The sequence below is a fragment of the uncultured Kiloniella sp. genome, assembly GCF_937128705.1.
In the GTDB taxonomy this organism is placed as follows: domain Bacteria; phylum Pseudomonadota; class Alphaproteobacteria; order Kiloniellales; family Kiloniellaceae; genus Kiloniella.
Genome location: NZ_CAKZMP010000375.1, coordinates 22,427 through 29,682 on the forward strand (window position 1 = coordinate 22,427; position 7,256 = coordinate 29,682).

Below are 7,256 nucleotides of genomic sequence, written 5' to 3' on the forward strand. Positions count from 1 at the left end.
ACCCAAGCTTTAACCACCCCGTATCAAAGAAAACACACTCGAAGAACACGACCTCCTAACGACGTGTTTTTTTCGTGTTCTTTTTGGTTTTTGATGTCGGCTCTGCAATCAAGGGATCATCAGGCCAGTAATGTCGCGGATAGCGTCCCTTCATATCCTTTTTCACATCGTGATAGGTATTGGCCCAAAAACCGGCTAAATCGCTGGTAACTTGTAACGGACGTCGCGCAGGGGATAACAAATGGAGACGCAAAGGAATACGACCACCAAAGATTGATGGCGTTACGGATAAACCAAAAAGCTCTTGAAGCCTGACTTCAAGAACAGGCAACATTGAATCACTATAGTTGATTCTGGCTGTATTCCCGGTCGGGAGCTCAATCCGGCTTGGGAAGTTTTCATCCAAAAACTGTCGCTTATCCCAATCCAGAAATGAAAGTAGAATACTTTTAAGATCCAGTGCCTGTAATGCCTTCAGTGTCGTGACATCATCAAGATAAGGCAACAGCCAAGTCTCAACACTAGAGATCAAGCCTGCCGAAGAAAAATCAGGCCAATCAACCTTCTCTGCCAGCATCCCAGCAGAGATAACCCGACAGCACAGATGTTCAAAGTCAGCACCTGGGTCAAGGATCGTCAAGCCTTTCCCCCTAACTAACGTCAGAATTTCCTGTTTGATTGCGTCCTGATCAGGTTCCTTAACGCGTGTTTCCTTGAGAATAACTTCGCCACAACGCTCAACCTTTTCCCCCAGAAAAACACCTTTTAAATCATCCAGTCTCACCCGATCTTCGGACACGATGCTTTCAGCATGAAACTTCCGAATTTGACTATCAGACACCTCAATAGCCTGATAGACTCGCGCTGAGCCCCCTGCACCTCCAATATTTGTCATCACAAGATAAGATTTTGACGCCAAGGGGTCTAACTCATCCAGCTCGGCCCCCTTACCGCCAGAGAGTTTAAAGCGACCCACTGCATTTTTGCGGAGCTTTCCAATGCGGTCAGGATAGGCAAGAGAAGCCAAACCTCCGGCATACTCTGTATCAATAGCTGTGCCCGGTTTCACACCCAACGCTCTGGCATATTGTTCTGCTGTGCGTTTGACTTGCTTCAAACGATAAGAATCAAATTTGAAACCTCTATCCATCGACTTTCGTGTAAAAGCATCAATCCGAACCAAAAGATCAGTCTGCGTTTTGGTCGATCCATCTTGCAAGATATCCCTTTCAGTTAACAACGCCGCCATAAGACAACCAAGCCAACCTGCGCCCTCTTCCTTCCCTCTGACAAGCATATGCGCAAGTCTGGGATGAACAGGAAGCCGGGACATTTTTTTACCGTGATCTGTAATGTGATCAACCTGGTCAATAGCGCCTAAAGATCGGAGCAGCTCCATCGCCTGCTTCCAAGATGATTTTGGAGGTACTGTGCACCAATTTAACTCTTCAGGATTTGTAGTCCCCCAGTTCAGCAATTCAAGCACAAGCGAACAAAGATCAGCTTCTTGAATTTCTGGTCTATCCTGTAATGCCAATGCTCCATTCTGGGATTCTGGCCATAAACGGTAACAGATACCCGGCTCTAATCGACCCGCACGCCCAGCTCTCTGGTCCGCTGATGCGCGAGATACTCGGATAGTTTCCAACCTCGTTAAGCCCGATGAAGGATCAAACCGCGGACTACGCCGAAAACCACAGTCTATTATTATTCTGATGCCCTCAATGGTTAAGCTTGTCTCGGCAATAGAGGTTGCCAAAACAACTTTCCGTTGTCCCTCCTCGACAGGTTCGATTGCTTTTCGTTGTTTCGCCATAGGTAAATCGCCATAGAGAGGATAAACCTCGACGTCTGCCGTCGTTTTCTTTGATAACAAAAGGTTTTCTACCCGTTTTATTTCCCCAACACCGGGCAGGAAAGCAAGGATACTTCCTTCCTCTTCCTGAAGAACCCCTTCTATCTTGTCAGCCACATCAAACGGAATATTCTTGCGCTGCGTTTCTCGCCCGTAATTTATATCAACCGGGAAACTCCGACCTTCGCTTGTGACAATTGGCGCATCATCCATCAGGCGAGAAACTGTCTGACCATCCAGCGTCGCAGACATAACCAGAAGCCGAAGATCATCTCGAAGTGCTGCCTGAACCTCGAGACAAAGCGCAAGTCCCAAGTCTGCCTGTAAACTACGCTCATGAAACTCATCAAAGATAACCAACCCGACACCAGATAGTTCAGGATCGTTTTGTAGCATTCGAGTTAAGATACCCTCTGTGACAACCTCAATCCTTGTTCTGGCGCTTACCTTCTTTTCCAGTCGGATACGATAACCAACCGTATTGCCAATACTTTCACCCAAAAGCTCTGCCATTCTGGTCGCAGCAGCTCGCGCCGCAAGACGCCGAGGCTCAAGCATGATAATTTTTTTATCACCAAGCCAACCTGAATGGAGAAGGTGCAAAGGAACACCTGTTGTCTTACCGGCACCAGGGGGGGCTTGAAGCACAAGCGAGTTTTTTTCAGCAAGTTTTTGCGCAACTTGTGGAAGAACGGAATCTATGGGTAAGCCAGTCATAACAGGCTTATATCATTACTATCTCTGAGATATCTAGAACTTAGACAAGAAAAGGATTATGCGCTCTACCCAGAGGGCTCTAGACAATTAGCCGTTCCATTGACCTTACAATTAAAGAGCTTGATAACCTCATCCCCCTTTAAGCGTGCTTCGTCTTTTATGCATTTTGACCAGACATCCAAATTTTCGAGAAAGTAAGTTACTTCTCTTTTACACTTGTCAAAGTCCTTAGCATCTAAAAACTGAATTTCAATATACTGGTTTGTACATTTAGGCGGATCATAACTGGGCTTCTGACATTCAGCCAAAGAAGGGCCAGCCCACATTACCCCCGCGACAATCAAGGGATGAAACGACCTTTTTATAATGCTTGGCATATCAAGATTTCCGTGGCTTCTGGACAAAAGGAAACCACACATTTCGTACGGCTATCCTTTTCTTGATATCCCAGAATGGTAAAGGAACCGATAACACCGATACCTCTCCTTCTATATCCGTAACTAAAAAGGGCACCCAAATGGATGCCCTTCTAAAATCCACAGTGCTGACATTAACCAGCTTTTTTTTCTGCTTCCTGACCACCGGGATTAGGGCTGAAAAACTTCTCGTACTTTCCAGGCAATCCGTTGAATTCATCTGCATCAGCAGGGGGTTGCCCCTGCTCGGTGATATTTGGCCAAATCTCTGCATACTTAGTGTTCATTTCCAACCACTTTTCAGCTTCCGGATCAGTATCCGGCAAGATCGCTTCTGCGGGACATTCCGGTTCACAAACACCGCAATCAATGCATTCATCAGGGTGGATGACCAGCGTGTTTTCCCCTTCGTAGAAACAATCTACAGGACAAACTTCTACACAATCCATGTACTTGCACTTAATGCAATTATCCGCAACGACATAAGTCATAACGCACTCCAGTAATCAGCCCATTGTCAAAATGACTGAACAATAAAATTAAGATGCTTTATTGTAGCCCAGTTCTTTGTGGCTTTCGATCAAACGCTTACGCAATGAAGACGCCGTAGCTTCACCATCCCCAGTAGGTTGGTAAAACACATTCACATCGGCAGACTTATTCCGGTTCAAAGAACGAAGCGTCGCATCACTTTCGATCTCAAGCGTATCAAAGCCACAGCGTTGCATAAGCTGGATCTGATCATACAGCACATCACCTATAGCTCTGATCTCCCCTTCAAACCCATAACGCTCTTTTAGAATACGTGCATAGGAATAGGCTCTGCCATCACCAAAGGCCGGGAAGTTCAAGGCAACCAAAGAGAGTTTATTTAAATCATCTTCGATCAACTCAGGCGACTCATTGCTCTCTAGCAACACACCAAGCTCCAGATCAAGGTCGACCAAAGTCTCTTTTTCACTATTCCAGCGATCAAGCGACACGATGATAGAAGCTCCGGCAGGAACTTCAGCTTCGTTATCTAGCTTGGTCCATTTATCAGCAATCTGACGTCCATCTTTTATGAGCGGCATTTTACTCTCTTTTCTTTTCAATCTGCCAGACTAGTACGTCCTGAACATTTCTAGGGACTGTATGCTAGCGATGGCTAGGTTAAACTTTAATCAAACAAAAGCTAGCTTGCTTATGCGGTCGTATTCCTTGCGGCACCTGTATCAAGAAAGTGAATACCACACTCGGTCTTATCCTGATTTTTCCAACGTCCGCTTCTTGGGTCTGCGCCTGCCTCAACCTTATCCGTACACGGCATACAGCCTACTGATGGATACCCATCAGCTTCTAGCGGGTGACGCGGCAGGTTATGCTTGTTGAAATAAGCCGTAATCTCATCACGCTCCCAATAGGCAAGCGGATTGATTTTAATTCGAGAACCTTCTGCTTCAACAAGCTCCAACTTGGCACGTGTTACAGACTGGAACCTCTTACGTCCGGAAATCCAAGCGTCGAGATCATCAAGCGCACGGTTCATAGGCTCGACCTTGCGCACCCAACAACACATATCTGTGTCTTGATTCCAAAGGATACCCTTAGGATCTTTTTCAGACAGCTTTGCTTCATCGGGCAAGATCTGACGTACATCAGTAAGACCCAAAAACTCGGTCAGTTGACGCCGATACCTATGCGTTTCACCAAATAACTTTCCCGTATCCATAAAGATGACAGGTGTGTTTGGATTAACCTGAGCAACAAGATGCAAAAGGATGGCTGACTCTGTCCCAAAAGAAGAAACAAGAGCAACGCGACCTTTAAATTCATCTTCAATGAGTCGGACAAGGGCATCATGAGTCGACAAATTCCGAACGCTGTCCAGCAATTCTGCTGCGCGGGATTTTGTCGTTTCCAGACGCTCTCGTGCGCTTCCTTCTTTTGGTAACAAGGTCGATGCCTTAAGCATAAAGTCTTTCCTTGAACGGAGCCATGCCAACCCGGTTATAAGCATCAAGGAAACTTTCCTCGGCACTGTCACGGATTTCCAAGTAGGTGTTCACTACGGTCTCAACCGCATCGACAATTTTATCATAGGCAAATGATGGCCCGATAATTTTGCCGATCGCAGCATTTTCGTTCGCGTTTCCACCCAATGTAATCTGGTAATACTCTTCACCTTTACGATCGACACCCAAAATACCGATGTGACCGACGTGGTGATGACCACAGGCATTGATACACCCAGAAATCTTTAGCTTTAGTTCGCCAATATCATACTGGCGCTCGATATCAGCAAAACGCTTGCTAATGGCCTGAGCAACCGGGATTGAGCGTGCGTTTGCAAGGGCACAATAATCAAGACCAGGGCAGACGATCATATCAGAAATCAAGCCAAGATTTCCTGTTGCCAATCCTGCTTCCTGTAAACCAAGGAAAACATCATAAAGATCGTCAAGCTTCACGTGTGGCAAAACAAGGTTTTGTTCATGTGTCGCCCGAATTTCATCAAAGCTGTACTTTTCTGCCAGATCAGCAACAACTTCCATCTGATCATCCGTGATATCGCCCGGCGCTTCCCCTTCGGGTTTCAACGAAATATTCGCAATGGCATAGCCAGGCTTCTTATGCGCAATAACGTTCGCACGCACCCAAGTTGCAAAGCCGCGATCTTCGAAGCGTTTTACTTCGAACGAACGGGATGTCGCATCAAGCGTTTCAAAAGTTGGTGGCGCAAAGTAATCGTTAATACGATCGACTTCTTCCAACGGTAGATTTAACGCCGTATCTTTGATCCGGTTCCACTCTTCTTCGACCAGACGACGGATTTCATCAATGCCTGTTTCATGCACCAGAATTTTGATACGCGCTTTGTATTTGTTATCACGACGACCGATCTTCTGGTTTGTATCCGTGTTGAAGCTATCAATGCTAAAACCCGCTACAGAAATCATTGCGCCATAGTGTTCGATAAAGCTATCGGTCAAAAGGGATCCATTGCTGATGAATGAAGGCCGCAGCCCAAGTTCAGAGGCCAGGGAAACGGCAGAACCCAGTTCTTTCTCCAGGAAAGGCTCACCACCTGCAAAGTTAATCCGAATGTTCTGCACCGAAATTGGTCCAGACGGAAAATTAATCACTTTACCACTGAGGTTACTTAAGTCGCGCAAGATTTCTGAATAGTCGCGAGAGAAATTGGACTTTTTCCCGTACTTTGCATAGCAAAAATAGCAGTCATAGTTACATGCCTCCAAGACATGCCAATTTACTGTTAACTCGGAAATATGCAGCATGAATTATCTTTCAAGTTCAAATATTAACGGAGATATCGAAGTCGTTTGCCATAAGTTTTCCGTCCGCTATCAAAAACCGCAGCACTCGCCCGGATTTTACCGCATCAAAGTCATGGTATTCTGCATATCGATCATTGCTTAAAATGAAGGTGCTTTTGATATTTCCTGCTAATTTCAGAAGATATTCGTCGGCACCCGTTTTTGTTGGTGCGATGTAAGTCGTGATAGATGGCCCAAGACGGCGCTTGATGTCTTGTGTGCTGGCCTTCAGCAAAGAACGAATAGAAGCGTCAAACACAACCGTAATTGCAAATTGGTCTGCCAACGCTGCCAGTAACGCAATGAGTGCGCGCAGTTCGATGAAAGTCTGCCCCTCGTAGCAGACGTTGTTGCCGTCGATCAAAAGATGCTCAATGTTTCTATCAGATTTTTCGAGTTCATCACGGATCCGCCGCTCCAACTTGGGAATGTTATTTTCAAGGCGACGCACTTTACCTCTACGGTCGTTGATAACATCGGCCGGGCGTCCAGTGCCAAATCTACTTTCACATTGTTCATGTATCTTTTTTCGCTCGTAACCGTTAGGCGCAGCATCGAGGTTTCGATTAAAAACTTCTGCCCCAGCTATATCCGAGTTCAGCGTTGAGACTTCAGACTGTAGCCGTTCATGTTCCTGCACATGAGGCCGGATTCGAGTTTCTATGAGTGTCAATTCCGCACTAGCTGCTGCGCGGTCAGCTTTTGTACGATCGATGCTCTTAGGAATACCTGACAGAAGTCGAACTGTGTTTTCGAGATCGAATTTGTCGTGTTCTGCAAGGCGCTTTTTAGCCAGCTCAGCTTGGGAGTTTGTTTCGGATAATGTCGCTTTATCGTTCTCAAGGCGCTGAACGACCGCGTTAGCCTTTCTCTTTAAGCGGGCAGCTTCTGCCCGCAACTGCTTCTGCTCCTCTTTAAAAAATTTCCAGAACAGCACCGGGCTAGCTTTCT

Annotated in this window: 6 protein-coding genes; all 6 read right to left on the minus strand. The window is 46.2% G+C overall.

Annotated features, from left to right (window positions below):
* Positions 1-55: 55 nt before the first annotated feature.
* Positions 56-2,572 carry an ATP-dependent helicase HrpB gene (gene hrpB, locus Q0241_RS19300; protein ID WP_299380729.1) on the minus strand — a complete coding sequence of 839 codons (2,517 nt, stop codon included), beginning with the start codon at positions 2,570-2,572 and terminating at the stop codon, positions 56-58.
* 550 nt (positions 2,573-3,122) lie between these two features.
* Positions 3,123-3,479: a ferredoxin FdxA gene (fdxA, locus tag Q0241_RS19305; protein ID WP_299380730.1), complete on the minus strand. Its 357-nt coding sequence runs from the start codon at positions 3,477-3,479 to the stop codon at positions 3,123-3,125.
* Positions 3,480-3,527: 48 nt separating this feature from the next.
* The gene (locus Q0241_RS19310; protein WP_299380731.1) at positions 3,528-4,061 is read right to left on the minus strand and encodes a DUF934 domain-containing protein; all 534 of its coding nucleotides are present in this window, start codon (positions 4,059-4,061) and stop codon (positions 3,528-3,530) included.
* A gap of 110 nt (positions 4,062-4,171) precedes the next feature.
* Positions 4,172-4,942 (minus strand): phosphoadenylyl-sulfate reductase, encoded by a 771-nt coding sequence (locus tag Q0241_RS19315; RefSeq protein WP_299380732.1) that lies wholly within the window; start codon positions 4,940-4,942, stop codon positions 4,172-4,174.
* Positions 4,935-6,266, minus strand: coding sequence for a radical SAM protein (locus Q0241_RS19320; RefSeq protein ID WP_299380733.1), 1,332 nt, complete (start codon positions 6,264-6,266; stop codon positions 4,935-4,937). Before Q0241_RS19320 ends, Q0241_RS19315 begins: the two co-directional genes overlap by 8 nt.
* 16 nt (positions 6,267-6,282) lie before the next feature.
* Positions 6,283-7,256: hypothetical protein (locus tag Q0241_RS19325; protein WP_299380734.1), on the minus strand; the 974-nt coding region annotated here is incomplete at its 5' end.